Here is a 24,948-nt window from a genome sequence, read left to right on the forward strand (position 1 = left end):
ATGTCACATCACAGCCTCTCAATCGCCAGGCTTAATCTCTTGAGAAAACTCTGTTGAGCCTCCGCACCAAAGCCACCTCGCCTGGCTGCTTAGCCCTCAGATTTCTGACGTAGATCGGCAGGTGTCAGTTGTTGTGTTAAGAAGCCCCGAAAGACATCAAGGCGATCAGCGCCCTGCAAGCGCGGCAGCATCAATTGCCGGCCATAATAATAAGTGAACACATAGAGCTCATGAAAAGGGGTCTTAATAAATTCTAGATACCTGGGAGCGCGCTCCTCAGAGATAAGCATATATTTTTGCATATATTGCATAACCTCAGCCTCGGAGCGGCCTTCGCGCAGCATAATAGCAGCATTGCCCCACACTCCCTCCAGCAGAGCCTCGGCCTCGCGCAATTTTTGCATATCCACGCCGTCAGGCTCAATGCCAGCCTCTGGATAAATATGCTCCGCCAACCAGTCCTCGGCCTCGGTCGCCGTAAAGATCATCTCTAGAGCTAGCGTGGCGATCCCTTCGGCAATCGTACATTGTGGGCTTAGCAGCATAACCATTGTTTGCTCCACTTGCCCACCCTCGCGATAGAGAGAGCGCTCCTTCACTACACCTTCGGTATGATGGCCAGGATAGCCCTCGTGACAACATAGTTCCAGTAATGAGGATAGCACGGTTGGTAGATCCGTGTTGGCGACAATGCGCGAACAATAGTTGCCCAGGTACCAGCAGGCGCCTCCGCCCAGCATATCCTTTACTGCCTCCACCTCGACAGTTTCTTCGGCAGGCAGATCGATAAAGGTTCGCGTCCGTCTGCGCGCCTCAGCCATCGCACGCACCATAAAGCCGGGCAATAAATGAGCCTTTTCTTGCGTCAATTCATAGCGCTTGCGTCGGGCCTTTCTGCGCTCACCGATACTGCCAGCACCCGGAAGGATCGCTTCAAACAGGCTATGCGCATGCTCAAACTGGGACTCGGGAACCCAGGCAGGACGAATATCAAAGCAGCGCTCCGCCTCCTCCTCCATAGTGAATTTCTCGTCATTTAACTTGCGGCTCAAGGTCTCCATGGCGCGCACTTGTTTCGCTAAAAATTTGCTCTGCTGCTCACTAAAGCCTTGTATAGGAAGCGTATCTTCCAGGGCCATGGCCGCCCTGACCATCTCGTTAGCCGGCCTCACATCCTCGACCTCAACGCTGGCTTTCCATTCCACAGGGCCGTAATAAGAATCTACAAAGGAAATAGGGCTAACCTGGTGGATGGCCTTATCGATCTGAAAAGCCAGCTGCATATAGTCTCGATACCATTGCTCGCTCATGGCGCTTATCCTTTTCTATCTTCTCATTCTATGACAATTTCCCGCAAGACGAAGTAAAATTCTTTTCTCGCTCAATATGAAACTTTAATGCATAAAGATTGGTATAACACATCTTTCCCATTATTTCAACCATGCCGCGGAGCCTGAAACGTTTTCAGCCAGCTAGTTGTGTGGACAAAATGAAAGGAGTGAACGCGGGTGAGGAATAATCTCTAAGATGTCTGTACAAAGTGAATAAGTACTATAAGAAAAGAGAGCCCCATCGCTTAATAGTGGATGGAGCTCTCTGTATTTGAGCTTAAAGATTCTCGATAGCGACGGGCTCTATCTGATCGGCGGGCTCAAAGCCAAAGATTCTTGAATAGAAGTACAGCTCCGCCTCTAACGTACGTTTGATGTTCTCGGCACGGCGGAAACCATGCTGTTCGCCCTCATAGGCAACATACGCTACCGGCAGCTTCTTGGCCTTTAGAGCCTCAACCATGCGTTCGGCCTGGTTGGGCAGAACTACCTTATCTTCAAGGCCCTGGAAGAAGATGACCGGGCAAGAAAGCTTATTGGTAAAGTTAATGGCCGAGCGTTGATAATACAGATCGGCCTTCTCGGGGTAAGGTCCAACCATACCATCCAGATAGCGCGACTCGAACTTATGCGTATCGCGCAACAGGCCCATCAGATCGCTCACGCCAAAATGGCTGGCTCCAGCCGCGAAAATATCGCGGAAGGTCAAGGCACAGAGCGTCGTATAGCCGCCAGCGCTGCCACCCCGAATCGCCAGACGGCGACCATCGGCAAGACCGCGTTCAACAAGATACTTCGCGGCATTGACGCAATCATCAACATCAACGATTCCCCATTGACCACGCAGCCTTTCGCGATACGCGCGCCCATAGGCTGTGCTGCCACCATAATTTACATCGATCACCGCAAAGCCCCGACTGGTCCAGAACTGAATGCCTGCATTAAAGGCATTAACTGTTTGCGCAGTTGGCCCGCCATGGCTAAGAACCAGCAAAGGTGGTAGTTCGCCTTCAGGCGCCTGATAGTCAGCATTGTGCGGCGGGTAATAATAGGCATAGGCGCTTAGCCCATTCTCGGTTGGGAATTCGATGGATTGCGGCTCTGATATATAGGCCTGCTTCACTTTTACTTTGCTCGCCTGGCGCAAAACCTCAGCCTTATTAGCACTCAAATTAAGCTGCAAGAGCGTCTGATCCTCCGCCGGAGATGCGGCTTCAAAGACAGCATAGCCATTACTTGCCTGAATATTAGTAAAGGTTGAATAAGGCAACTCAATGGGGGTAAGCTGTCCATTTGTAGTATCGAGCCTTGCCAGGTGCTCTATCCCCTTAGCTGTGTACCAGCAAATAATGCTCTGCGCCGAAGCAAAGGCGTAGGTAGACATCCCAAAGATCCACTGTGGCACGCCAAACTCGGCCTCTTGCTCATGAAGGGCCTCAATCTGTCCATTGCGCCAGCGATAAATGTTCCACCAGTTGGTGCGGTCAGAAATAAAATAGAGGCTTCCGTCAGGCGACCAGGATGGTTGGAAGATAGATTCGGTTTTTCCGCCGGCTACCTGCTCGGCGTGGGCAAGCGTGCCATCTACATTGAGGTCAGCAACCCATAATTCTGTGCCGTCCCAGGGCATGTTAGGATGATTCCAGGTGAGCCAGGCCAGGCGCGAACCATCAGGGCTGAGCCGAGGCGACGAGTAAAAATCATTGCCCTCGACCAGGACCTGTCCAACGCTGCCACCACTTAACGGAACGCTTGCCAGAGCATTCACAGCCTCACTCTGGCTATTCGTGTGATCCTCACGCACGCAGATCAGGCGCCCGCGCCGACTATCAACCACCATATCGGCATAGCGCATGGCCGATTCTTGTGTTATTGGCTCTGGATCGGCTCCCGCCGTCACACGATACAGGCGCTGATCAGCAAAGTTAGCAAAATAGACTACTCCCTCACTAACAACGAAGCTTCCTCCCCCATACTCGTGAACCCGCGTGCGCGCACTGAATGGTTGCGGCGTAATATCTGAGATAGTGCCATCAGCAGCACGGCACACAATAGCACTTCGTCCAGCCTCAGCCGGACGATTCTCAATCCAATAGATCTGTGATCCATCAAGTGCAATCTGCCCAAGACCAATACTATCTGAGACGATAAGCTCCGGCGTCACTGGCGATTTCCAGGAACCGTAGGGAGCAATCTGTGGATCATGCATACAACTTTTCTCCAGGTATTGATTAATGAGTTGCTATCTGCAATAAGCTCTGCGCATACCCTTATAAGCCCTACTATCTATTTCATATGGCCTTCTCTCTCTGGTGGGTACGTATTAATCTCTTCTGCGACAGCCTGGCACCCAGCATAGAAAAGAAAGCGGCCGGGGGTATTCAGCCTGATATAGTTTTTTATTATAGCACAATAAGGAAAAGCTTGCATATTACGCAATGGTTTCTACCTTTATAAGTATTTTACATCTTATATTTAAGATACCAATAAATATTATTTATTACTCAGATACTTTTACTATTATATATCGCCCACAAATAATGCGACCCTGCTATACACACCTCCCTTACTTTTCTCGTAAGGGAGGCCTTTAGCGTTGTTTGTCAGCTAATAAAGACGTGCCTGATAAAAGCCCTTGAAGGTTTTTTCTACCGGGACCCCATAAAGCACCTACTCCTTTGCACTGCTCTGCCAGGCCAACCAGTCGCGAATATATTGCTCATGCTCCTCATAATGTCCTCCTGGTTCGCTAAGCCATGTTATGATTGAACGTCCCCCTAACCATTCGTATGGCGTCTTCAACGCTCCCTCGTTCAGCTTTTCTAGATACCCCAAGACCTGCTGATGCGTTGCCTGAAATTCGGCTAGCACGTCTGCTAGAGGACGGTCCTTGTTCTGCAGGTAAACTTGCTCATTGGTCTTGTCTCTCACTTCCTCGGTACTCTCAAATCCTGGATCAGTCCAGCTTATACCTTGCTCGATAGCTTTCAACATTTCAAGCAGGTTCACGCGCTCCCAGAACGTAAGATGTGCGATGTGATCCTTGACCGACCAGCCATCAGTAACCCCTGGCATTTGCATCTGCTGCTCACTCAGATCCGCGATTAGCGCATCGAAATGGGTGTAGAGCGCCCGCCTCATTTCCAAAAGTTCTGCTTTGCTTTTTTGTTGCGCCATATTTTTAGCTCCTACTACTATCTTTCAACTCCTTCTTTGAGTATAGCAGTAAATACGGTTATACCGAGTCCTGATAGCGGCCAACCTCTTTTCCAAACCAAAAGGCCAGCGCTGCAGCAATAACAACGCCAGCCTTCTGGAACACGTTTCGGACACCAGGAATTACATAGGATAGCCACGCGAGCCCTGAAGGCCCTTGAGGCAGGAGATCTCCCCACACATATTATCTATGTGCCCCAGCACCAATCTGCTAAGGATATAGCCTGCAGTAGTTTGTCCCAGGCCAAAGCTCGTCAGATCAATAGGGCGCTCCAGGTCAGCATCGCTCAGCGTAGCCAGGTAGGCGTCTGTAGCCTCGTGAACCGCCTGAGCATAGCGGCGCAGGGCTGGCAGATCTACTTGAACGCGGCGTGCCCATTCGGCAGTTGACAACGGTTGAATCTCGCTAACGCCGGTTCTCTCAGCCCAGCTAGAAGCAAAGAGCGGCGCCCCACCTTTGAGGATCATATTAATGGCAGCATCCTCACTGGCCACGGCATGAACATAGGTAGCGGCCAGGGGATTGGCCTTGCCAGGAGGTGCCCAGTGAGCCTGTTCGGGCGTGACATCATCCATAGTCGCCTCTAGAAATCCATGAGCCTGCTTTATCTGTTCGCGTAGAAGAGCAATTGCATCCATAATCTAAGTTACCTTTCTCTCTATTAGCGGACCCCGATTTATTTGTGGGAGCCACTCCGCCAGTCCGTACTTAGCGATCACTCTTAGCATAAGCATGGAGCGCTGCCATTACCATGAAAAGTGCTGCCAAAGGCTGCCAGTTTTCGTATATAAAGACCATCTTTCCAGTTTCGGACCGGAACACAGCGCTTTAAAGTTCAAAAAACCGGCATAGAGAAAGAGGCTTGTCTGACCCTGCGGAGGAGAAAGGCTTTTCATAAAGGGGGCAGACAGTGTACGATAAGAGCAACACCCTGAAAGCAGTGGGGCAAAGATCCTAAACGAGGTTTCAATTATGGAAAGTGCATGCCTTGACTTTATCAATAGCGAATTTCGCGATCTGCGTGGACGCTGGATCAGAGATTATTTATTGGAGCCCACCTGGCTAGAACGGTTTCTTACTCAGTGGAATTTACAGGTCAGCGAGGCGGCCAGCCCCGAAATTATCACAGACCTACTTGCCCTGCGTAAATTCTTGAGGGGTCTGATTGAGAGACTCAGCACTGGCCCACTTACGCCCGAAGACATGACTGCATTGAACAGTATTATGCATAAAGCACCTGTAAAGCGTAGCTTGAACTATTGGCACGGCAGCTATCAGCTAGAGCTTGCGCCCCAGCTGCGCGATTGGCGCTGGGTTCAGGCCGAAATCGCCGCCTCCTTCGTAGAGCTGCTCACACAGCACGATCCCCGCAACATCAAAATCTGCGAAAATAGCGATTGCCTCGCAGTCTTCTACGACGAAAGCCGCAGCCATACCCGTCGATTTTGCACCTCTGACAAATGTGCAAATCTTTTGAAGGTGAGGCGTTTTCGGGCGCGCCACCAGAGGAGTGCAAGCGTCTCCATCTCTTAGCCGCCCATCAGGCAGACATAGTTATGGCGCTGCCACATCCTTAGATGTAGAGTAGCGCCATAAACTGATTTCTCTTTTGTCCAGATCTCTCATCTCGCGAACTAGCGAGACAGAGAGCCACATTTACTTGAGCATGGTTTGAGCCGCCATCTGGGCCAGATTGACCAACCAGAAGGGCAGGACAGTACCCATGGCCAGCGTACCCAGAGCCGCTAGAGCCAGGCCAACCCAGGCAAAGGCGTTCAAGCCAGTGGCCTGGCTTTCCTCGATCTCTACAGTGGCCGGCTCGTTAACCTTCGCCAGCTTCCCGCTCACCGGCTTAACGGCCACAGCTGTAGCCAGGCCACCACTCACTGTGCGTGCGGATGCCTTTGTGCGGGCCGAACCACGCGCAGAGCTCGCCGGAGCGGAACCCGAGCCACCCGCACTGGCTGTAGCAACCGCCGGTGCTGCCGCCTGTTCCATAAACATACCGGCAATGATGCGCAGGTAGTAATACATACCCAGCACACTTGCCAGCACGCCGATTATCAACAGCTCAGGATGGCCGCCAACCAGGGCCGCATAGAACAAGTAGTATTTTGCCGCGAAACCAGCCATCGGCGGAAAACCGGCAAGGGCCAGCAGGAAGAAGGCCAGCAGGCCAGCTAAAAGCGGACGGCGATACCACAGGCCGCGCAGATCGCTGGCATTGCTTCCCGAATTATCGACATGCTCAAGCATGGAAACGACGCCAAAGGCTCCCAGATTCAGGAAGGTATAGCAGAGCAGGTAGAAGAGGATGGCCGAAGCCCCCAGTGTCTTCCCAACCACAATCCCGATCAGCAGATAGCCAGCATGTGCGACGCTGGAATAAGCCAGCAGGCGTTTGACGTTGCTCTGTACCAGAGCCATAAGATTGCCGCCGACAATCGTCAGCACGGCAATCGCCCAGACAACCGGGACCCAATCGGCCCGTGCCGGATCGAAGATGAAGCCAAAGACGCGCGCAAAGGCAATCAAGGCAGCGGCCTTCGTACCCACCGACATAAAGGCAGTCACCGGCGCCGGCGCGCCCTGATAGACATCGGGGGTCCAGGCCTGGAAAGGCACAGCCGAGATCTTGAAGGCAAAGCCCACAATCAGCAAGCCCATGGCGATAATCAGCAGGATTGGCCGCGCGCCAGCCGCCGAGTGGGCCAGCGTCGTATTAACAAAGTTTGCCACACCTATAAACGACGTACTGCCCGTCGCTCCATAGGTCAAGGCGACGCCATAGAGCAGGATGGCCGAAGCAAAAGAGCTGAGCAGGAAGTACTTCATGCCCGATTCCTGCGAAGCCTTGCGGCGCGCCACAAAGCTACACAGAATATACAGAGCCAGCGAGAGCATTTCCAGGCCCAGGAAAACCGTAATAAAGCTCGTTGCCGCCGCCATTAACATCATACCAACAGTAGCAAAGAGCAGTAAGGCATAATATTCGCCCTGGTGTACCAGGTTCAAGCGCTTGAGGTAAGGCGGAGAAAACAGCACGCCTAATGCGCTGGCGCTCAGAATGATGAGATAGGCAAACAGTGTTCCCCAATCGGACCCCACCATCTCATTAAACGCCCTGTGCTGGTCTCCGCTGACAAAGAGTACAATCGTAGCGGCTAACGCTCCCGCCAGGCCCAGCAGCGCCACTACAGGCAAGATCGCGAAGTTAGCGGGACCGCTATGCTTCGTTCTCTTCTCGCCCTCATGTGGCAACACCAGGTCCACCAGCATAAGAATGAGCGTCATCACCACCAGGATCAACTCTGGCGCTATTCTTCCCCAATCTGCAGGGGTAACAGTGAATGTAAAAGTCATCGAAAATACCTCGGGCACACCTGTTCGGGTGTACCCCACGTTTTACTTCACAAACGCATTTCCGAGAATCTGCAGCGTATTGACGACCGATGGCTCCAGAATAAAGGTCAACGTCGAAGGCAACAGGCCAATGAAAAAGATCAATACCAGCAAGGGCAACAGGGTAACAAACTCACCAAGATGAATATCGCTTAGCGTACCCTTGCGTATCAGCGTAGCGACTACACCCTGCTGCTGGCGTGGCCCCTCGGTGATCCCCTGGAAGAAACGCAGCATATACCAGGCCGCCGGAACCACGACAATCGTACCCAGAATGCCAAAGACGGCACTTGAACGGAACGTGCCCAGCAGAGCGAGAAACTCGCCTGCAAAGCTATTCAGGCCCGGTAGCCCCAACGAAGAGAGCGCAGCTATCAGCGCCACAGTTGCCAGCACAGGCACACGCGTGGCCAATCCACCAAAATCCGTAAGCTTGCGCGTACCTGTACGCGCCTCAAAGTAGCCGGCGATCAGGAAGAGGGCCGCAATCGTAATACCATGATTGACCATCTGCAGGACCGAACCTTCAATGCCCTGAGGGTTGAAGGCAAACATACCAAGCATGATCACGCCAAGATGGCTGATACTGCTATAGGCCAGCAGACGTTTAATATCAGTCTGCGTCAGCGCCAGAACCGCGCAATAGAGAATACCAATCACTGCAAGAATTCTGAACAGCGGGGCCAGCGTCTGAATGGCATCCGGGAAGAGCGGGAGGCAGAAGCGCAGGAAGCCGTATGCACCTGTCTTGGCCATCGCCCCGGCTAGCAAGGCAGTTACCGGAGCTGGAGCCTCGCTATAGGCATCGGGCAGCCAGCTATGGAAGGGCACAAACGGCACCTTGACGGCAAAGGCTGCGGCAAAGGCCAGCAACAACCAGAGCTGGATACCACTATTGAGCTTCGTGTTCAGCAGTGCCGCGAGATCCAGCGTATAGCTGCCACCGGCTGCCACCTGGTGATAGTAGCCAAGAGCAATGATTCCTGCCAGCATCAAGAGGCTACCCACTGAAGTATAGAGCACAAACTTGAAGGCCGCATAGATACGGCGCTGACCACCCCAGGTTCCCACCAGGAAGTAGGCAGGGATCAGCATCAGTTCCCAGAAGATGTAGAACAGGAACAGGTTTGTTGCCAGAAAGACCCCGATCATCCCGCACTCAAAGAGCAGCATAAAGGCCATATAGTTCTTGACCTTCTGCTCAATGCGGAATGAAGCAGCTATGCATACAGTCGTCAACAGCGTCGTCAGCACAACCAGCAACACACTAATGCCATCCACGCCCAGGCTATAATTAATGCCCAGCCCGGGAATCCAGGCCAGATTTTCGTTATAGTGGAACGTACCAAGGAAAGTCGCGCTCACAGTTGACTGCGAATAGACCAGCAAAAGGCCCAGAGAGAGCAGCAGTTCCAGCAGGGACAGAACGAGAGCCGTCCAGCGGATCGCTCCAAAGCTCTCTCGCGGCAAGAACAGAACTATAATTGCTCCCAGCAAGGGGAGGAAGGTAACGACCGAAAGAATTGGAAACATAACCTCTACCCCCTCACCGCATAATAGACAACTATCAAGACAACGCCAAACAGGATGGCCAGAGCGTAATTGCGCATATAACCAGTCTGTAGCTTGCGCAGTCCAGTGCTTGTCCCGCGCAGAACCCAGGCTATACCACGGCTACCACCATCCAGTGCATCGCCTTCCAGGAAGCGCGTTGCCGCACGCCCAAAGGCCAACACAGGCTTAATCAGCACCACAGTTAATATTTCATCAACATAGTACTTATTCAAGACCAGTTGATAGAAAGGATTCTTACTTTCTTTATAGGCAAAGCCCTTGCCATAGCGCATCCAGGCGAACAGAATACCCAGCACAGCCAGCACGATGCTAATCCCCGTCGAGGTCCATTCCAGGGCCAGCGAGGCCTCGTGTACCTCGCCCACTGCCGGGGCCAGGAAGTTCGCCAGGGGCTGCCAGTGCGGCAGGCCAATCAGGGCAAAAGAACCCACGAAGCCGCCGATAACCGAGAGAATACCCAGAATAATCAGAGGCGTCGACATCACAGCAGGCACTTCTTGAATATCATAGTAGCCAACCTTACCGCCATGATGTCCACTGGCCTCCTCTTCCTCTACTTCTAGCCCGTCGTCCTCATGTGCCACAGCCGCCTCGCCGCGATAAGTCCCGTTGAAGATGCCAAAGAAGAGGCGGAACATATAAAAGGCAGTCAGGCCAGCAGTTAACAGGCCAATCGCCCAGAGCACATAATAGCTAACATCGCCGGTTGAAGAAGCCTGCGCCAGCAGTGAGCCCAGAATATCGTCTTTACTCCAGAAACCGGCAAAAGGCGGAATACCGCTGATCGCCAGGGCCGCCACAAGGAACGTCCAGAAAGTGATTGGTAAGCGGCTGCGCAAGCCCCCCATACGACGCATATCCTGCTCACCGGCCAGGGCATGGATAACCGCACCGGCACCCAGGAAGAGCAGAGCCTTGAAATAGGCATGCGTAGTTAGATGGAAGATACCGCCGGTATAGTTGTGCACGCCCTCGCTCATAAACATATAGCCAAGCTGGCTAATCGTCGAATAGGCCAGCACGCGCTTGATATCGAGCTGGGCGAGGGCAATCGTCGCCGCAAAGAGTGCCGTGATACCGCCGATCCAGGCCACCACATTTAAGGACACAGGCGAAAGATCAAACAGCGGATGGGCGCGCGCCACCAGGTAAACGCCGGCGGTGACCATCGTCGCCGCGTGGATCAGCGCACTGACCGGAGTTGGACCCTCCATCGCATCGGGCAGCCACATATAGAGCGGCAACTGCGCCGACTTGGCCGCGCAGGCCACGAAGAGCAGCAGGCAGATCGCAATCAGCGTCCCGCTCGCCGCCACACTCGCCTTGCTAAAGACATCCTGATAGGCTAGCGAGCCATAATTCTGGAAGATCAGAAAGATCGCCAGCATCAAGCCAAAGTCACCAATAACATTGATCACAAAAGCCTTGCGCGCAGCCGCCACCGGCGCCCGCCGCTCATACCAGAAACCGATAAGCAAGAAAGATGCCAGGCCCACCATGGCCCAACCAACCAGCAGAAACAGGAAATTGTCAGCCGTGACCAGCAGCACCATCGCAAAAATAAAGAAGTTAAGATATGCGAAGAAGCGCCAGAACCCCGGATCATCCTCCATATATCCTGCCGAATAGATGTGGATCAGCAGACCCACGCCCGTCACCACCAGCAACATCGTCGCTGAGAGCGGGTCCAGAAGCAGGCCAAATTGCACTTGTAAGGAGCCTGAGACCACCCAGTTATAGATCGCCAGGTCATTCACCCGCGCCGCAGGGCTCGTACCAAGCATCGAGAAGAAATTCGTAACCGACAGCAGGAAAGCGAGGCCACAAGCCCCCCAGGCTACCGTCAGTATTCCTCCTCGTGGCATGATCCTACCCAGCAAGCCCAGAATGATGAACCCAAGCAAGGGCAGTAGCAGCACCCACAAACTCAGATTTATCATGTTTTAGCCTCGCAATATATTCATCTCGTCAACATCGATATTGCGGCGCGAGCGGAAGATGGAGACGATAATAGCTAAGCCCACAACGACTTCGGCCGCAGCCACCGTCAGGACGATAAAAACAAACATCTGTCCATCCGCTGAGTCCAGAAACGTCGAGAAAGCCACAAACGATAAATTGACGGCATTGAGCATCAATTCAATTGACATGAATATAATCAGTGGATTGCGCCTGACCAATACGCCCACGACGCCTACCGTAAACAGTATAGCGCTCATCACGAGATACGCGGGCAATGGCATTAACTCCGCTGGTGATGGCATTGTTCCCTCCTAACTAACAGCGTGTGCAACGTGTTTGTGCCACCCGTGGCGGCAGAAAGAGGAGCATTGAAACGCTCCTAAATGTATCGCAAACACATTACGCCCGGCGCCCGAAAATCAGCGCGCCGAGAATGGCGATCACAATAAGCAAACTGGTAACTTCGAAGGGAAACAGGAAGCCATGAAAGAGCGCCTGTCCAAAAGCCTCAACGGAGCCACCATGCTGCTGCACCGCTGCCGCCAGGCTGCCGCCATTGGCCTTTATGCCGGTCGCAGTTGTGCCACTGAAGATCAGGTAGCTCAAGGCTCCTACGAGCACCACACCAAGTATGCTCCCGACGATACGCTGCCAGGGCATGCGGTCGCTTCGTTCTACATCCCCCTGCTCAGGTGCAAGCATTGTTACGACGAATAGGAAAAGCACCATGATTGCGCCAGCATAAATCAGGATCTGCACGATAGCTATAAACATTGCCCCCAGTTGGAGGTAGAACATCGCCAGGAACAGGAGCGTGAGGATCAGGCTCAAGGCGCTATAGACAGCGTTCTTGAACGCGATCACTCCTATAGCAGAAGCCGTGCTGGCGATTGCCAGCACGAAAAATGAAACTTGTACAACAGTCATCATCGTTACCTTTTTTATCTCTCCATGCGGAAAAAACCTTACTGCTCATCCGCACGGGATAATTTTCTTCTATCCTGATCTTGCTCCTCATTTGCTATGAGCACCTGACGCTCGGTCTCTAGATTACCAAGGCCAACCGCAGCGGCATTGGCCTGCGAGCCATCAAATTGCTTGCTCACCTGCGGCACGGGCTGCGCAGCCTCGGCAGGCGGCTGATCTGCCCATACCTTCGCCGAGCCAACCGTGGCCTGTCCCTGCGCTTCGAGCAACTGCTCTTTATGATAAACCATATCTTCTGGATAGTACGATGCTAGTTTATACTCTTTTTCCAATGTGATGGCACCTGTCGGGCAAGCCGCCTGACAATAGCCGCAGAAGATACAGCGCAGCATATTGACATCGAAGACCTTGGCATAGCGCTCGCCTGCCGAGACACGCTGCTCTTCTGTATTCTCGTCAGCCTCAATATAGATGGCGTCGGCAGGACAGGCCCCCGCACACAGATAGCAGCCAACACAGCGCTCCAACCCATTCTCGTAGCGGTGCAAGACATGTCGTCCCCGGAAACGTGCAGGTAACTCGCGCTCTTGCTCTGGATAGGAGACTGTGGTTGGCTTCCTACCCATCTGCTTTAAGGTGGTTGCCATACCTTTTATGATATCAAAAGACATTATGTACTCCTCTAAGAACTATACCTGTACGGCCTTTGAGTCTTGCTGAGACTGCTGTTGTTGCCCGTTCTCCTCAGTGGCAGCCGGCGCAGCGCTTGGCTCGAATTTGGCCAGGCGCACCGATGAAGGCAGCACAAACTCGCCCTTCTTCTGCGGATTCTCTTCGAAGCGAACTCCCTCAGCCACACCACGGCTGCGGATGACAACCAGCATGATGACAATGATGGCCAGGCCGGCGATGCCGTTTACCCACCAGGGCAGATCCAGGGCCACGACAACGGCAGTGATCAGGGCGTTGAGGACGGCCAGGGGCAGCAAGAGTTGCCAGCCCAGGCGCATCAAGCGGTCGTAGCGAATACGCGGCAAGGTCGCACGCAACCAGATGAAGAGGAACAGGAAGAAGGCCACTTTGACCAGGAAGAATAGCACCGAGATCACCGGAATGCTATCAAGCCCGAACAGGCTCCAACCGCCAAAGAACATCGTGGCAGCGATGGCGCTCACGGTCATCATGTTAATATACTCGGCCATCTGGTAGAGGCTCCAGCGCAGGCCACTATACTCGGTGAGATAACCGGCGGTCAGCTCCTGCTCGGCTTCCGGCAGATCGAAAGGCGCGCGGTTGACCTCGGCGACACCAGCGATAATATAGATGACAAAGCCCAATGGCTGCGCGAACACAAACCAGATGCCCTGGGCCAACTGCTGATGAACGATACCTACCATGCTCAGGGTTCCGGCCCACATCAAGACACCGCTCAGGGCCAGACCCAGGCTGGTTTCGTATGAGACCATCTGAGCAGCGCTACGCAGCGCGCCAAGCAGCGAATAGCGATTGCCAGAAGCCCAGCCACCTAGCACGATGCCATAGACTGCCAGCGATGAAATCGAAAGAATCCAGAGAATACCAATATTAACATCAGCTATCAGCGGGTCCCATACGCTTGGCTTGCCCGGCGCCCAGCTATTGCCGATCGGCACAACAGCAAAGGCCGAGAGCGCTACGATCACCGAGATAATCGGCGCGATCAGGTAGACGACCTTACGCGCCTGGCTTGGCACGATCTGCTCTTTAAAGGCCATCTTAATCGCGTCGGCAAGAGGTTGCATCAGGCCAAACGGGCCCGCGCGGTTTGGGCCCAGGCGTCCCTGCAACTTTGCCACGACCCGCCGTTCGATCAGCGTCATATAGGCAAAGCCTGTGAGCAGGATCACAATAAGAATAGCGCTTTTGATAACCGAAGCCACGTAGATATTATTGAGAAAATCAAGCATGAGCCACCTCCTGCTCCTGGGTGCGGACTCCTTGCATGCCCAGATCTTCCCAGGTCAGGCCAGCATAGAAAGAATTGCTAGCGGCAATTTCATCAAGGATTTCCTGGGGGCTGTCATAGCTCCAATCCTTACCCAGTTCATGAGCCAGCTCGATCAGGATCTCCCAATCAGATTTGGCTCCCGGCAAGGGGCGCAGAGCGCGCCTGATGGCCTGTACATGGTGGTCTACGTTGGTCATGCTGCCATCTTTTTCGGCAAAGGTCACGGCAGGTAAGACCACATCGGCCTGTTGAGCCGTCTCTGTCAGCAAGATATCCTGCACAACTACGAATTCCAGGGTTGAGGGCAGTTCGGGTTTGGCCAGATGGCGCACAGGATTGGCTCCCATGACGTAGAGCGCCTTGAGCTGCGGGCTGCTTAGCATCTCGCTATAGCTCAAGCCGGTCTGCGCGGCCGGCTGATAGCCAGGTAGAGCATCGGGCAAGAGGCCCATATCGCGCGCGCCAAGCGAGTTGGCATCCTCAAAGAGCGGACCCACGCCGGCGCCCGGGCGATCGATATTATTTGTGACAACGGCCAGCGCCTGCAGATCGGCGGCCAGATCCTCGCAACCGGGATCAAGTGTGGCCATCTCATCATAGAGGATAACCGCGCCTTTAGCCGCAGAGCCGGCGCTTACCAGCTCATCAACGAGTTGCTGAAGCGAGGTTGTGGTGCTCTCGCCCAGAGCGGTTACTGCCTGGCTTACGGCCTTGCCCGCGCTAGTGGTCGAGATGCGGCCCTCATATTTGCTGCTATCCACGTCTTTATGGCTCAGAGCCAGCTTAAGCAGCAGATGCGCAGCCGCGCCCGCACCATGCTCGGGAATAGCTATCGTGCGTACTTTATACTGATCGTTGGTCTCAAAGCGATCAAGCTCGGTCGGGGCTGAATTGATGATGGTGATCTTTGCTCCGCCGCGCATGGCCTTCTTAATGCGCAGATTAAGCACTGGCTGGCGCTGGTAGGGATCGGAGGCAATCAGGACGATGTGCCCGGCCTTTTCCAGGTCCACAATGCTGTTGGTAAGCATCCAGGGCTTGCCGGTCAGCTTATCGCGCGGCCCCTCAAAGCGGCCATGATGGTGATCGACGTTGGGCGTCCCGATAACTTCGCGCAAGAATTTCTGGAAAAGATAGGTCTCTTCGTTGGTGGTGCGGGTCGAGCCGATACCGCCAATCGCCTGAGCGCCATGCTTGCCGCTGATATCTTTGAAGCGCTGCGCGATGTATTGCAGGGCTTCGCTCCAGGTAGCCGGGGTCAGGCTGCCATTGCGCTTAATCAGGGGCGTGCGCAAGCGCTGCGGATTGTTGACAAAATTAAAGTCCCAGCGTCCCCGGTTGCACAGCCAACCATCATCGACCTCATCATTGGTACGCGACATCAGGCGCATGATCTTGTCAACACGCACATCAACGCGCGCATTACAGCCGACGCTACAGTTATTGCACACGCTGGGCACGCGCTTCAATTCCCACGGTCGCGCCTTAAAGCGATAGCTAGAGGCGGTCAGCGCGCCCACCGGGCACATCTCTACAGTATTTCCTGAGAATACAGAGTCAAAGGCATGGTCAGGAGCCGTGCCGACTTCCATTCTAAAGCCGCGCGAGATCATCACCAGGCCATTATCCATCGAGATCTCAGAGCTAAAGCGCGTGCAGCGCTGGCACAGAATGCAGCGCTCGCGGTCAAGAAAGACATCTTTACTGACCGGGATCGGCTTCTGGAAGTGCCGCTTATAGAGATCGAAGCGCGTGCCGCCGGGGCCGTGACGCAGCGTGAAATCCTGCAAATCGCACTCGCCGGCCTTATCGCAAATAGGGCAGTCCAGCGGATGGTTGATAAGCAAGAACTCAAGCGTACCACGGCGCGCCTTTTGCACCATCTCGTTCTTTGTATGTACAACCATGCCCTCGCTAACCACAGTCGTACAGGCGGTCTGCGGCGGCTTAGGCATCTTCTCAATCTCGACAAAGCACATGCGGCAGGCACCCAGAGGCGGCATCTTGGGATGATAACAATAGATAGGAATCTCGATTCCGGCCTTCTGCGCTGCTGCCCACACCACTGTTCCGGGTGGAACCTCGACGGGAATCCCGTCAATGGTGAGATGCACTAATTCATCTTTTTTCTCTTCTGGCATAGTTTTCTACCATTTTGTGTCTATAGCAAAATCAGTTTGAGCAGGCACGCCACCTTAAGTGGCCCCCAAAAGTAAGGAATGCTCAAAGAGCTCGCCTGCTGAGTTACTAATGTGCTCCCGCATGGACGGCCGTATCAGCTTCTCTTCCCGCGCCAACCATACAGCGGCCATACTTGACATGATACTCAAATTCCTCACGGAACAGCTTAATACCACTGGTCACCAGGCTGGTCGAGGCATCGCCAAGAGGACAGAACGATCTGCCACTGATATTACTGCAGACATCCATCAATAGATCGATATCCTTTTCGCGACCATGGCCGTGTTCAAGGCGTTCAAGAATCTGAGCCATCCAGAATGTTCCTTCGCGACACGGCGTACATTTTCCGCACGACTCATCGCGATAGAACTCCATTGAGCGCGCTACAGCAGCGACAATACACGTATCCTCGTTAAGCACAATCACCCCACCGGAACCCAGCATAGAGCCAGCAGCGGCGACCGATTCGTAATCTAGCGGTATATCTATTTTATCAGCACTAAGGAAGAAGGTGGATGAGCCACCGGGAATAATTGCTTTGAGTTTTTTATCACCAAGAATACCGCCGCCATACTGCTCATCATAAATCAGGGTGCGCAGAGGCACGCCAAGAGGCAGCTCGTAATTGCCAGGCTTTTTCACCTGTCCGCTCAAGCAATAGATACGTGTACCTTTACTCTTTTCAGTGCCAAATGAAGCATACCAGTCAGCGCCATTGAGCACAATAGGTGGAACAGTGCAGAGCGTCTCACAGTTATTAATAACCGTTGGGCCGCCATAGAGACCCACAGCTGCTGGGAAGGGAGGCTTCAGGCGTGGGTAGCCCCGCCGGCCTTCCAGGGACTCCATCAGGGCGCTCTCTTCACCACAGATATAAGCACCGGCGCCGCGATGCACGATCACATCCACACTATAGTTGCTGCCAAGGATATTCTTGCCAATCAAGCCAGCCGCGTACGCCTCCTGCACAGCCTTTTCGACCTGGCGAGCTGCAAGCGCCAGTTCGCCACGTATATAAATAAACGCGGTCGAAATACCGCACGCATAACTGGTAAGTAACACCCCTTCCACAAGGCGGTGAGGGATCTTCTCCATCAGCATACGATCTTTAAACGTGCCCGGCTCGCTCTCATCGCAGTTGCAGCAGAGATAGCGAGGTTCATTTTTGGCCAGGAAGCTCCACTTCATACCGGTAGGGAAACCCGCGCCACCGCGACCACGCAGCCCTGACTTTTTCATCATATCAACGAGTTCTTCGGGCTTATATTCCCGCAAAGCCTTGGCAAGAGCTTCATAGCCGCCATGCTGGCGATAGACCTCAAGCCGATCTATACCGGGAACATCTATATCTTTCGTGACGATCAGTTCTGGCATATCGTGTTATTTCCTCTATCCACTACAACCGCACTTCGGTTCTCGGTTGAGTGTCCTTCGCGCGTAATTCCTTATCAAACTCATCCAAAAGCGCGTCAACCTTTTCCGGGGTGAGGTTCTCGGCGAACTCGCCATTGACCTGCAGCACTGGCGCAGTTCCACATGAAGCGAGGCATTCGGCCGTCTGCAGCGTATAGCGGCCATCGGGCGTCGTCTCGCCACGCTTAATGCCAAGGCGCTGCTCCAGATGCTCGATTATCCCATCGCAGTTGCGCAGGTAGCACGAAACGCTATTGCAGACCTTAATAACCTTTTGTCCAGCTGGCTGCTGGTGATACATCGTATAGAAAGTTGCCACGCTCTTCACGTCATCCTCGGTCAAGCCGATAACCTCGGCCACAGTTTTCAGCCCCTCCGCCGTGATATAGCCCTCCTCTTCCTGCGCGATATGCAGCGCGGGCAGAAGCGCCGAGCGAGCCACCGGATAGCGAGCAACCATGTTGCGCATTCGCTCTTTAGCCTGTTCTGAAATCATGGATCAACCTCTGTGCCTAATCTTTCCTTCATCTAGCGGTCTACTTCGCCAAGCACGATATCAATGCTACCGATGCCCGCCACAACATCTGAGAGGAAGCCCCCCTCGATCATACGTGGCAAGACCTGCAGATTGGCAAACGAAGCGCCGCGCACATGCATGCGATAAGGCTTCGCGCTACCGTCGCTTACGATATAGTAGGCCAGTTCGCCCTTGGGAGACTCTGTACGCACAAAAGCCTCACCCTTCGGCGGTCGATAGCCCTCAGTGAACAGCTTAAAATGATGGATCAGCGCTTCCATGCTCCCGGTAATCTGCCACTTAGGCGGTGGGATGATCTTGGGGTCCTGGACACGATAGGGACCGGTAGGCATGCCATCGAGTGCCTGGTTGACAATCTTTAAGCTCTGCTCCATCTCCAGCATACGCACCATATAGCGGTCGAATACATCGCCATTGGAGCCGATAGGAATATCAAAATCGAACTTCTCGTAGCCAGAGTAAGGAAAAACTTTACGTATATCCCACAAGATCCCGCTTCCGCGCAAGACGGGGCCGCTGGCGCCATAAGCCAGGGCATCTTCCTGGCTCAGATAAGCCACGCCCTTTGTGCGCTCAAGCCAGAGCTGGTTGTTGGTCAACAAATCATGATATTCTTGCAAGCGCTCGGGGAAGATCTTCGTAAACGCGCGCACCTTCTCATCGAAGCCAGAAGGCACCTCGGCCTGCAAGCCGCCGGGACAGATATAACTGGTCATCAAGCGTACACCGGCGATGTACTCGAAAATATCAAGTAGGATCTCGCGCTCACGGAAACAATAAAGGAAGACGCTCATTGCACCGAGGTCCAGAGCGTGCGTGCCCAACCAAACGAGGTGGCTGGCGATACGCTGTAGCTCAGCCAGGATCACGCGCACATAATTTACCTTTTCCGGCATTTTATCTTCGATCCCTAAGAGCTTCTCAACTGTCAGGGCATAGCCAAGATTGTTGTTGAGATTCGTCAGGTAGTCCATGCGATCCGTCAGCACCAGAGCCTGGTGATAGGTCTTGGCCTCGGCGGTCTTCTCAATGCCGGTATGGAGGTAGCCGATGTCAGGTACTACCTTGAGCACAGTCTCGCCCTCAATGGTCAGGATCAGGCGCAGCACGCCATGGGTACTGGGATGCTGCGGCCCCATGTTGATGGTCATCGTATCAGAACGCTGCCCATCGTCAAGTGACTGGCTCTCCTCAATTGTATAAGTATTTTCTAGCTTTTGTTGCCGCATTGGTTATCCTTTGCCTACATTCGACGATGTGCCCTCGCGACACATGCGAATGAAAGGGAAACACATTTCTCACAAAACCTTTTGCAGTCCAGGGGGCACACTGGAGCAGCCTACCCATTTCAGCATATACTCACTTGCTAGCGCGCAGACCGTTTACCTCTAGCTTTCCTGCTGATCAGGCAGAGTTCCCGGCTCCTGACCAGAGTTAATCTTATCGCGGCTCTCATTGAGCTCGCGCCCCTCGGGTGTGCGCAACGTCTGCTGATAATATTGACCAACGCCCGGATCGGTATCGTAGGGTACCTGACCACCCCAGTAGGGCTCAGGCAGGTCGAAGCCAGAAAGGGGATAGTCTTTCCGCAGCGGATGCGTCGTCCAGTCGCTGGGCATCATTATGCGTCGCAAATCGGGATGGCCGCTGAAAGTGATGCCAAAGAGATCATAGACCTCTCGCTCATACCAGTTTGCTCCTGGCCAGACAGCGGTTACGGTGGGAACTGCCGGATGCTCTTCGCGGCGCTGCCCAACGCGCACTTTGAGGCGCACAAAACACCTGTTCTGGATGGAGAGGAGTTGATAGACCACATCAAAACGTGGAATCCGTTCGGGCCAGTCAACGGCTGTCACTGTCTCAAGAAATTCGTAGTGCAGATCTTTCTTTAAGTAGTTGCATACCTCGACCAGGTTCTCTGGCTTGAGGATGATTGTCTGCTCATCTCGAAACTCGACCGTTTCAACGACCGCCTGCGGGAACTTAGCCCGCACCATCTCGACTGTCGAAACTGCTGTTATGACCATACTATTATTATTCCTCGCATAGGTGTCTCACCCACCAGGACGATCACAAGGATAAGCATAAAGACGACATATGAGCAATACCTGCAGACAATAAAACTGGACCCCGGAGTTAGCGTGGCCCTGGGTACGCCCTTGTGATCATCCTGGCATGGGTCCAGTAGGGACGCGTTCTATTCAAAAGCGCATCCTGCTTCTTTTTAGCCTCTCTCATCTCCCACAGGCCCACCTAGCTTGAGCCCGCTGGCCTTTAGAGGATCAGGAGGATTCGGGATGCCCTCGCGAATTTTCCGCTGGAGTTCGTTAAAGCCGAAAAGCAACATGTCGGGCGTCGGAGGACAGCCGGGAATAAAGACGTCAACCGGCACGATCTTATCTACTCCCTGCACGATGGCGTAGTTGTTGAAAACACCACCGCAGGATGCACAGGCTCCCATGGCAATAACCCACTTTGGCTCAGGCATCTGGTCATAAATCTGGCGCAAGACAGGTGCCATCTTGACGGAGCAGCGGCCCGCAACAATCATCAAATCGGCCTGGCGCGGTGAGGCGCGATAGACTTCAGCCCCGAAGCGCGAAATGTCGAAACGATCAGCGCTGGTGGCCATCATCTCGATGGCGCAACAGGCCAGACCAAACAGCGCCGGCCACAAGGAAGAGCTTCGCCCCCAGCCAATCAGCTTGTTTACCTGGGTTGTGAAGATGCCGAAGTCTCCATCCTTCTCGTGCCCATTGACCGACATCGGCAAGGGCTTACGTAGACGCGGCGTTTGCGTGTTTGAATAGGCCTGTACCGGCTCCCAGGGATTTTTTAGTCCCATGAAAACGCTCCTTTCCGCCAGACGTAGATATAACCCACCAATAAAACCAGCAAAAATACGACAAGTTCGAGCAAGCCGAACAGTTTCAGTTGGCGGAGCAGAACGGCAAGGGGATAAAATGAAACAATTTCGATATCAAATGCAATAAAGAGCATGCCAGTCAAGAGATACTTTACCGGGAAACGCCTGCGCGGCGCTTCTATCTCTTGAATACCACACTCGTATGGGGCCAACTTCTCCGGCGATGGTTTCTTTGGTCCGATCACTGTAGTTATAACCATCACTAAGATGCCGAAGAGGACAGCCAGCCCTACCATGATAAAAATGGGGATTGGTGTTCCCATATGCGGAACCCTTCACTTCTCTATGGATGCCACTCTTGCGTACACATGCGTACGCCTCTGGGCTCAACTTTAGCTAGTGTCCTAAGTACACTTCCTCAGTGTTTATTGTAGTACAGTGGAGATGAACTGTCAAATAAAAGAAGACGTTAACAGCTCTCTATCTGACCTTTAACATAGGCGTTGCGCCACGCTTTATAAGAGGCAAGAATACAGTAAGTCTGTAGCTGCTCCTCTACCTCATTCTTCTCTAAATCCAGTAAAATTCAGCTTCTCGGTTAAATTTTTGTCATCTATATACTCTATTATAAATTATATATGCTGTGCTAATAGTTCTAGGATTTCCTTGAAGTTCTCTGACGCTGATAGTGCTGGCGCACTCTGACGCGATTACCACAGTCTTGACCATTGCACCACCGACGACTCTGGTTGCGGCTCTTATCCACAAAAAGCCAGCCACAGCCATCTCCTGGGCAGGCTTTGACGCGATGCAGTTCCTCAGAGAGCAATAATTCCGTTGCCGAATGGGCTATTGGCCAGAGGGGAAAGTCTAGCGCCTGCTCGTCGCCGGGCCAGTTGAAAGTAAACCTTTCGCCAATTGGAACAACCTGGGCATGGACCATGGCCTGTGCATACGCGTTCTGCAAGATGCTAAGATCCTCGACTTTGGGAGAGCAATCTTGGACAACGCACGAAAAAATGCGGTAGCAAGCTTCTCGCAGGGTTATGGCACGCCTCAGAACTTCCTCTGCAAGAGCTGGACGACTCCTTGCTTCTTGCAAGAGTTGCTCGTTTTGACTAGCGGTAACAATGCCGGCATGGCGACTCCAGGCAAGGAGATCAGCATAGCTGAGCAGCCATTCTTGAGGATGGTCGGAAGCATGCCATCCAACGGTATTGGTAAAGTCCAAACACAGACGCTCGCCCCTCAGCTCAAGTGTTCCTGCATGTTTTCTGGTATTCATTGAGATGTTTCCTTCCTTAGCCAGGACTTCTAATGATCAAGCTGACTTTGACTTATTAGAATCTTGATGCTACCATATTAATGACTCAACACCTTATTACCCATTATATTCCAAAGAGAGTTATGATGCTAGCATTTTTCGGGGAAAAGATCGCGGCCTCTCCATGAGAGATCGCCTGCCATAGATAAGGAGAAGTGTATGGAGAAGAAGCTTAAGCAAGACCTTACAAAGAGTCAGCCCTGGCGTCAAGCGCTTACGCTTGGCCTGCTCGTACTGATTGGTATCAATCTGCGCACGGCGCTCCTCGCCGTCCCGCCTCTCATTCCCTTGCTCAGTCATGACCTACACCTTTCCTATACAGAGACGGGCCTGCTGACTTCACTGCCAACGTTAGTGATGGGAGCCGTCTCCTTACCAATAGGATTTCTGATTGGCAAGTGGGGAGGGCGCATCATGGTCTCTATTGGCCTCCTGCTGGTAGCGTTAGGAGCTTGCTCACGCGCCCTCTGGCCTGCCATTCTTCCGATCTACATCTTTACAGCCTTACTCAGTCTAGGGAGTGCCTGCTCACAGACGGCGATCCCTCTGCTCATTCGTCAATGGTTCTCCACCCGCATCGGTCTGGCCACTGCGCTCTATAGCGATGGCCTGGTTATCGGCGAGATCCTGGGAGCTATGCTGACCCTGCCGCTAATGCTCAATTGGCTGGGACAAGATGCATGGGCCAGCAGCTTTGTGTTTTGGAGCATCCCAGTAGTGATTATTCTGCTTCTCTGGCAGTGGCTGGCTCCTGCTAACGACGTCGAGCAGAAGGCCGTAAGCTTCAAGTCTGTGCTATCTGTCTCTGGCAGATCAGGCCGCGGGCTCGTTTCCGTCAACCCCTGGACACTTGGTTTGTTAGTAGGAGGCGTGCAGCTCATCTACTTTGGCATGAATGCGTGGATTGCCTCCTACAATCAGAGCATCCATGCTCCGGGCCAGACCTGGCTTGCCCTCAGTGTCTTAAACGCTGCGCAGCTTCCAGTCAGTTTACTTGCCACGCTGTTTGCGCGTAAATTGGTCGGGCGGAAACTTCCATTCATTGTCTGTGGCACGCTCTGCTTGCTCGCGGTAGCAGGCTGGATCTTGACACCGGCGTTCCTGGAACCTATGTGGGCCGCCTTGATTGGAGGCACGACGATTCTGATCTATATACTTGCCATCGCCTTACCAGCGCTCCTGGCCAGGCAGGAGGAGGTTGCAGCATGGACGGGTACCATGCTGACGGTAGGTTACCTTTTCTCATTTCTGGGGCCATTCATCGGGGGTTGGCTCTGGGATCTAACCCACGTGCCGGCTATGGCTTTTCTATCCTCGATCCTAGCAGCAGGAATCGTCGTTATGCTCGGTTCCCTCTTGCCTATCCGGCCTTCTGCCGCCGCAGAGCAGCTGTAGATTTAGCTCTTTTACATCTGCCCGGGAGTAAAAGAGGGGCTCGCAGCGCTGGTATGCCAGAAGAAACAGCAAATCATGCGGGCCCCTTCCTTTGTAGGAGACGGCTCGCCTCTCCTTACTCTCAAACAACGACGAGAGGACTCAACCAGGTTGGGATTCGCCTCAGCGTTAAGAGGCGAATCCCTATGCCTTTTTGCTCGAAAAGACATTTATTAGAAGAAGAGATAAAATATACTCATGTTGACAAAGGAAGAGAAACAAATCATTCTCGAACGCAGATATACGACTTCATTTTACGCTCCCTGGGCTGATGCTGCATTGTTCCAGAGAATGGTGGAAAATTTAGCAGAAGCATTTCGTGCTGCGCATATTGAGAAGGTGCTCGGTTTAGAAGCAAGAGGGTTTATTTTAGGCGCTCCAGTTGCTTATTTACTTCACGCAGGCTTCGTCGTGGCCCGCAAAGCTGGCAACCTATATAAAGGAGTATATACTTCAGAAAACGTACTTCAGGAATCCTGTATTGATTACTCAGGCCAAAAGAAGGGTCTTGAAATTGAAACCCACGCGTATGGAATCCAGCCAGGTGAGCGCATTCTGATTGTTGATGATTGGTTCGAGCGAGGAGAGCAAGGGCTAGCTGCGGTTCGACTCGTTGAGAGAGCGGGAGGCATCGTTGCTGGCATCGGCATCCTCTTTGACGAGATGACGGCCGAGAAAAGAAAAAGTTTTCAGCGCTATCATTTCCATGCCTTGATTCAAGTTCCTGATGCTTGATAGCTTGCCTTGCCCAGATATGCTTTAAGCTGATTTCAAGTATGAGGCTCTTCTTG

21 protein-coding genes and 1 pseudogene are annotated in these 24,948 nt (G+C 53.2%); 3 read left to right on the plus strand and 19 right to left on the minus strand.

All coding sequences use genetic code 11. The features are described 5' to 3' along the window. Positions 1-89: 89 nt before the first annotated feature. From EPA93_RS31010 to EPA93_RS31025, 4 genes are all read right to left on the minus strand, one after another. On the minus strand, positions 90-1,310 hold the full coding sequence (locus EPA93_RS31010) for a hypothetical protein (protein ID WP_129891236.1): 1,221 nt from the start codon (positions 1,308-1,310) through the stop codon (positions 90-92). 298 nt (positions 1,311-1,608) lie between these two features. Then, positions 1,609-3,540 (minus strand): S9 family peptidase, encoded by a 1,932-nt coding sequence (locus EPA93_RS31015; RefSeq protein WP_129891237.1) that lies wholly within the window; start codon positions 3,538-3,540, stop codon positions 1,609-1,611. A gap of 461 nt (positions 3,541-4,001) precedes the next feature. Then, positions 4,002-4,508, minus strand: coding sequence for a ClbS/DfsB family four-helix bundle protein (locus EPA93_RS31020; protein ID WP_129891238.1), 507 nt, complete (start codon positions 4,506-4,508; stop codon positions 4,002-4,004). Positions 4,509-4,670: 162 nt separating this feature from the next. Continuing rightward, positions 4,671-5,186: a DinB family protein gene (locus tag EPA93_RS31025; RefSeq protein WP_129891239.1), complete on the minus strand. Its 516-nt coding sequence runs from the start codon at positions 5,184-5,186 to the stop codon at positions 4,671-4,673. Between the two features lie 334 nt (positions 5,187-5,520). Here EPA93_RS31025 and EPA93_RS31030 point away from each other — a divergent pair, with 334 nt between their 5' ends. After that, on the plus strand, positions 5,521-6,081 hold the full coding sequence (locus EPA93_RS31030; protein WP_129891240.1) for a CGNR zinc finger domain-containing protein: 561 nt from the start codon (positions 5,521-5,523) through the stop codon (positions 6,079-6,081). Positions 6,082-6,204: 123 nt separating this feature from the next. Here the strand turns inward: EPA93_RS31030 and EPA93_RS31035 are convergent, their stop codons facing one another. The 15 genes and pseudogenes from EPA93_RS31035 to EPA93_RS31105 all read right to left on the minus strand — a co-directional run bounded on the left by EPA93_RS31035 (position 6,205) and on the right by EPA93_RS31105 (position 22,684). Continuing rightward, the gene (locus EPA93_RS31035; protein ID WP_129891241.1) at positions 6,205-7,911 is read right to left on the minus strand and encodes an NADH-quinone oxidoreductase subunit N; all 1,707 of its coding nucleotides are present in this window, start codon (positions 7,909-7,911) and stop codon (positions 6,205-6,207) included. A 42-nt stretch (positions 7,912-7,953) separates the two neighbouring features. Further along, positions 7,954-9,483, minus strand: coding sequence for a complex I subunit 4 family protein (locus tag EPA93_RS31040; protein WP_129891242.1), 1,530 nt, complete (start codon positions 9,481-9,483; stop codon positions 7,954-7,956). A 5-nt stretch (positions 9,484-9,488) separates the two neighbouring features. Next, positions 9,489-11,465: an NADH-quinone oxidoreductase subunit L gene (gene nuoL / locus EPA93_RS31045; protein WP_129891243.1), complete on the minus strand. Its 1,977-nt coding sequence runs from the start codon at positions 11,463-11,465 to the stop codon at positions 9,489-9,491. 3 nt (positions 11,466-11,468) lie between these two features. Then, positions 11,469-11,789 carry an NADH-quinone oxidoreductase subunit NuoK gene (nuoK, locus tag EPA93_RS31050; protein WP_242527177.1) on the minus strand — a complete coding sequence of 107 codons (321 nt, stop codon included), beginning with the start codon at positions 11,787-11,789 and terminating at the stop codon, positions 11,469-11,471. A 97-nt stretch (positions 11,790-11,886) separates the two neighbouring features. Beyond that, positions 11,887-12,417, minus strand: coding sequence for an NADH-quinone oxidoreductase subunit J family protein (locus EPA93_RS31055; protein WP_129891244.1), 531 nt, complete (start codon positions 12,415-12,417; stop codon positions 11,887-11,889). A gap of 35 nt (positions 12,418-12,452) precedes the next feature. Further along, the gene (nuoI, locus tag EPA93_RS31060; protein WP_129891245.1) at positions 12,453-13,085 is read right to left on the minus strand and encodes an NADH-quinone oxidoreductase subunit NuoI; all 633 of its coding nucleotides are present in this window, start codon (positions 13,083-13,085) and stop codon (positions 12,453-12,455) included. An 18-nt stretch (positions 13,086-13,103) separates the two neighbouring features. After that, on the minus strand, positions 13,104-14,360 hold the full coding sequence (nuoH, locus tag EPA93_RS31065) for an NADH-quinone oxidoreductase subunit NuoH (RefSeq protein WP_129891246.1): 1,257 nt from the start codon (positions 14,358-14,360) through the stop codon (positions 13,104-13,106). Beyond that, complete coding sequence (gene nuoG, locus EPA93_RS31070; protein WP_129891247.1) at positions 14,353-16,542, minus strand: NADH-quinone oxidoreductase subunit NuoG; 2,190 nt, start codon at positions 16,540-16,542, stop codon at positions 14,353-14,355. The genes nuoH and nuoG overlap by 8 nt, the downstream gene beginning before the upstream one ends. 106 nt (positions 16,543-16,648) lie before the next feature. Then, positions 16,649-17,956, minus strand: a complete 1,308-nt coding sequence (gene nuoF, locus EPA93_RS31075; RefSeq protein WP_129891248.1) for an NADH-quinone oxidoreductase subunit NuoF — start codon at positions 17,954-17,956, stop codon at positions 16,649-16,651. Between the two features lie 22 nt (positions 17,957-17,978). Further along, positions 17,979-18,491, minus strand: a complete 513-nt coding sequence (gene nuoE / locus EPA93_RS31080; protein ID WP_129891249.1) for an NADH-quinone oxidoreductase subunit NuoE — start codon at positions 18,489-18,491, stop codon at positions 17,979-17,981. A 32-nt stretch (positions 18,492-18,523) separates the two neighbouring features. Then, complete coding sequence (gene nuoD, locus EPA93_RS31085) at positions 18,524-19,684, minus strand: NADH dehydrogenase (quinone) subunit D (protein ID WP_422877900.1); 1,161 nt, start codon at positions 19,682-19,684, stop codon at positions 18,524-18,526. A gap of 387 nt (positions 19,685-20,071) precedes the next feature. Further along, positions 20,072-20,530 (minus strand): annotated as a pseudogene (locus EPA93_RS31090) (NADH-quinone oxidoreductase subunit C); the annotation flags it as partial. A 227-nt stretch (positions 20,531-20,757) separates the two neighbouring features. Continuing rightward, on the minus strand, positions 20,758-21,300 hold the full coding sequence (locus EPA93_RS31095) for an NADH-quinone oxidoreductase subunit B (protein ID WP_207229686.1): 543 nt from the start codon (positions 21,298-21,300) through the stop codon (positions 20,758-20,760). A gap of 68 nt (positions 21,301-21,368) precedes the next feature. Further along, positions 21,369-21,722, minus strand: a complete 354-nt coding sequence (locus tag EPA93_RS31100; RefSeq protein WP_129891253.1) for an NADH-quinone oxidoreductase subunit A — start codon at positions 21,720-21,722, stop codon at positions 21,369-21,371. Between the two features lie 332 nt (positions 21,723-22,054). Further along, positions 22,055-22,684, minus strand: coding sequence for a CGNR zinc finger domain-containing protein (locus EPA93_RS31105; RefSeq protein WP_129891254.1), 630 nt, complete (start codon positions 22,682-22,684; stop codon positions 22,055-22,057). Between the two features lie 198 nt (positions 22,685-22,882). Here EPA93_RS31105 and EPA93_RS31110 point away from each other — a divergent pair, with 198 nt between their 5' ends. Together EPA93_RS31110 and EPA93_RS31115 are read left to right on the plus strand one after the other, a co-directional pair. Next, positions 22,883-24,118, plus strand: coding sequence for an MFS transporter (locus EPA93_RS31110; protein ID WP_129891255.1), 1,236 nt, complete (start codon positions 22,883-22,885; stop codon positions 24,116-24,118). 237 nt (positions 24,119-24,355) lie between these two features. After that, positions 24,356-24,892, plus strand: coding sequence for a phosphoribosyltransferase family protein (locus EPA93_RS31115; protein WP_129891256.1), 537 nt, complete (start codon positions 24,356-24,358; stop codon positions 24,890-24,892). Positions 24,893-24,948: the final 56 nt, after the last annotated feature.

The sequence above is a fragment of the Ktedonosporobacter rubrisoli genome (assembly GCF_004208415.1).
In the GTDB taxonomy this organism is placed as follows: Bacteria; Chloroflexota; Ktedonobacteria; order Ktedonobacterales; family Ktedonobacteraceae; genus Ktedonosporobacter; species Ktedonosporobacter rubrisoli.

Excerpts from the sequence above, each read along its gene's own strand:
- EPA93_RS31015 (WP_129891237.1), bottom strand. The coding sequence starts at position 3,540 with ATGCATGATCCACAGATTGCTCCCTACGGTTCCTGGAAATCGCCAGTG.
- EPA93_RS31105 (WP_129891254.1), bottom strand. The coding sequence starts at position 22,684 with ATGAATACCAGAAAACATGCAGGAACACTTGAGCTGAGGGGCGAGCGT.
- EPA93_RS31110 (WP_129891255.1), top strand. The coding sequence starts at position 22,883 with ATGGAGAAGAAGCTTAAGCAAGACCTTACAAAGAGTCAGCCCTGGCGT.
- EPA93_RS31115 (WP_129891256.1), top strand. The coding sequence starts at position 24,356 with ATGTTGACAAAGGAAGAGAAACAAATCATTCTCGAACGCAGATATACG.
- EPA93_RS31095 (WP_207229686.1), bottom strand. The coding sequence starts at position 21,300 with ATGTCGGTCAATGGGCACGAGAAGGATGGAGACTTCGGCATCTTCACA.
- EPA93_RS31010 (WP_129891236.1), bottom strand. The coding sequence starts at position 1,310 with ATGAGCGAGCAATGGTATCGAGACTATATGCAGCTGGCTTTTCAGATC.
- nuoI (WP_129891245.1), bottom strand. The coding sequence starts at position 13,085 with ATGTCTTTTGATATCATAAAAGGTATGGCAACCACCTTAAAGCAGATG.
- nuoD (WP_422877900.1), bottom strand. The coding sequence starts at position 19,684 with ATGACCATCAACATGGGGCCGCAGCATCCCAGTACCCATGGCGTGCTG.
- EPA93_RS31020 (WP_129891238.1), bottom strand. The coding sequence starts at position 4,508 with ATGGCGCAACAAAAAAGCAAAGCAGAACTTTTGGAAATGAGGCGGGCG.
- nuoL (WP_129891243.1), bottom strand. The coding sequence starts at position 11,465 with ATGATAAATCTGAGTTTGTGGGTGCTGCTACTGCCCTTGCTTGGGTTC.
- EPA93_RS31025 (WP_129891239.1), bottom strand. The coding sequence starts at position 5,186 with ATGGATGCAATTGCTCTTCTACGCGAACAGATAAAGCAGGCTCATGGA.
- nuoG (WP_129891247.1), bottom strand. The coding sequence starts at position 16,542 with ATGCCAGAAGAGAAAAAAGATGAATTAGTGCATCTCACCATTGACGGG.
- EPA93_RS31055 (WP_129891244.1), bottom strand. The coding sequence starts at position 12,417 with ATGATGACTGTTGTACAAGTTTCATTTTTCGTGCTGGCAATCGCCAGC.
- nuoE (WP_129891249.1), bottom strand. The coding sequence starts at position 18,491 with ATGATTTCAGAACAGGCTAAAGAGCGAATGCGCAACATGGTTGCTCGC.
- nuoF (WP_129891248.1), bottom strand. The coding sequence starts at position 17,956 with ATGCCAGAACTGATCGTCACGAAAGATATAGATGTTCCCGGTATAGAT.
- EPA93_RS31035 (WP_129891241.1), bottom strand. The coding sequence starts at position 7,911 with ATGACTTTTACATTCACTGTTACCCCTGCAGATTGGGGAAGAATAGCG.
- EPA93_RS31030 (WP_129891240.1), top strand. The coding sequence starts at position 5,521 with ATGGAAAGTGCATGCCTTGACTTTATCAATAGCGAATTTCGCGATCTG.
- EPA93_RS31100 (WP_129891253.1), bottom strand. The coding sequence starts at position 21,722 with ATGGGAACACCAATCCCCATTTTTATCATGGTAGGGCTGGCTGTCCTC.
- EPA93_RS31040 (WP_129891242.1), bottom strand. The coding sequence starts at position 9,483 with ATGTTTCCAATTCTTTCGGTCGTTACCTTCCTCCCCTTGCTGGGAGCA.
- nuoK (WP_242527177.1), bottom strand. The coding sequence starts at position 11,789 with ATGCCATCACCAGCGGAGTTAATGCCATTGCCCGCGTATCTCGTGATG.
- nuoH (WP_129891246.1), bottom strand. The coding sequence starts at position 14,360 with ATGCTTGATTTTCTCAATAATATCTACGTGGCTTCGGTTATCAAAAGC.